Consider the following 1538-nt stretch of genomic DNA (forward strand, 5'->3'; position numbering starts at 1 on the left):
TCGCGGGCAGGCCCGCTCCCACGCAGAGCCTTCTCGCCTCCGGAAACCTGTGGCCTACAGGACGATTTGTTGAAGATCTGTTGCCCAGACAACAGTTGCCGCCTCGCCTGGCGAGATAGAAGCCCGTGAACACGGGGTGATCGCCAACGGCATGGACCCTGCAACCGCTCCCGGCAACCGCAGTTTTCTCTGCCTGCCACAAGGAGCTGTCCCATGACCGAACACCAGGTAATCAACCCACTGTCCCTCGGCGTCGACTACGAGTCCCTGGCCGAACGCTTCCGACCGATCTTCGCGCGCATCGCCGCCGGTGCCGTGCAACGGGAACTGGCCCGCGAGTTGCCCCACGAGCCGATCCAGTGGCTCAAGCAGGCCGGCTTCGGCGCTGTACGGGTACCGGTGGAATATGGTGGGGGCGGCGCCTCCCTGCCGCAATTGTTCCAGTTGCTGATCGAACTGGCCGAGGCCGACTCCAATGTCCCGCAGGCCCTGCGCGGGCATTTCGCCTTTGCCGAGGACCGGCTGAACGCCACCCCGGGCCCCGGCCGTGACCTGTGGTTCAAACGCTTCGTCGACGGCGACATCGTCGGCTGCGCCTGGACCGAGATCGGCAACGTGGTCATCGGCGACGTGGTGACCCGGGTCTCGCCGGACGGTGAACAGTGGCGCCTCAATGGCGAGAAGTTCTACAGCACCGGCAGCATCTTTGCCGACTGGATCGACGTCTACGCCCGCCGCAGCGACACCGGCGGCGACGTGATTGCCGCCGTGCGCGCCCGCCAGCCGGGCGTCGAACACAACGACGACTGGGACGGTTTCGGCCAGCGCACCACCGGCAGCGGCACCTCGCGGTTCGTCGATGCCGTGGTGGAAAGCGGCCATGTCATCGACTTCGCCACCCGCTTCAAGTACCAGACAGCGTTCTACCAACTGGTGCTGCTGGCGACCCTGGCGGGCATCGGTCGTGCGGCGCTCAGGGACGTGGCACGCCAGGTGCGCGAGCGCAAGCGCATCTACAGCCATGGCAATGCCCAGCGGGTCAGCGAGGATGCGCAGGTGCAGCAGGTGGTCGGCGAAGTCGCCGCGCTGGTGTATGCCGCCGAGGCCTCGGCGGTACGCGCCGCGCAACCGGCACAGCGGGCCTACCTCGCGCGCTTCGGCGGTGATGATGAGGTGGAACGCCAGGCCAATGTCGACGCGGAAATCGAGTCGGCCACGGCGCAGGTGGTGGTCTCGGAGTTGATCCAGCGCGCCACCAGCGAACTGTTCAATGCCCTCGGCGCCTCCGATGTCCGCCAGGGCAAGGCGCTGGATCGCCATTGGCGCAACGCGCGGACGGTGTCGTCACACAACCCGGTGATCTACAAGGCCCGGATCATCGGCGACTGGGCGATCAACGGCACCGAGCCACCGTTCGTCTGGCAGATCGGCAACGGCCCGGCCAAGGGCTGAGGTCGCAGCGGCCCTCGCGACTCGGTAAGATGGCGCCCCTTCAGGCGCTTTGCGCGCCATCTGCCGACCTAGGCTGTGTACGAAAT

General features: G+C 66.8%; 1 protein-coding gene. It reads left to right on the forward strand.

What is annotated here, in order from left to right:
• The first annotated feature begins 213 nt into the window (after window positions 1-213).
• Complete coding sequence (locus PF66_RS11990) at window positions 214-1452, forward strand: acyl-CoA dehydrogenase family protein (protein ID WP_054059917.1); 1239 nt, start codon at window positions 214-216, stop codon at window positions 1450-1452.
• Window positions 1453-1538 lie beyond the last annotated feature (86 nt).

The sequence above is a fragment of the Pseudomonas asplenii genome, from assembly GCF_001293465.1.
GTDB lineage: Bacteria > Pseudomonadota > Gammaproteobacteria > Pseudomonadales > Pseudomonadaceae > Aquipseudomonas > Aquipseudomonas fuscovaginae_B.

Coding starts and splice junctions, on each gene's coding strand:
- PF66_RS11990 (WP_054059917.1), top strand. CDS start 214: ATGACCGAACACCAGGTAATCAACCCACTGTCCCTCGGCGTCGACTAC.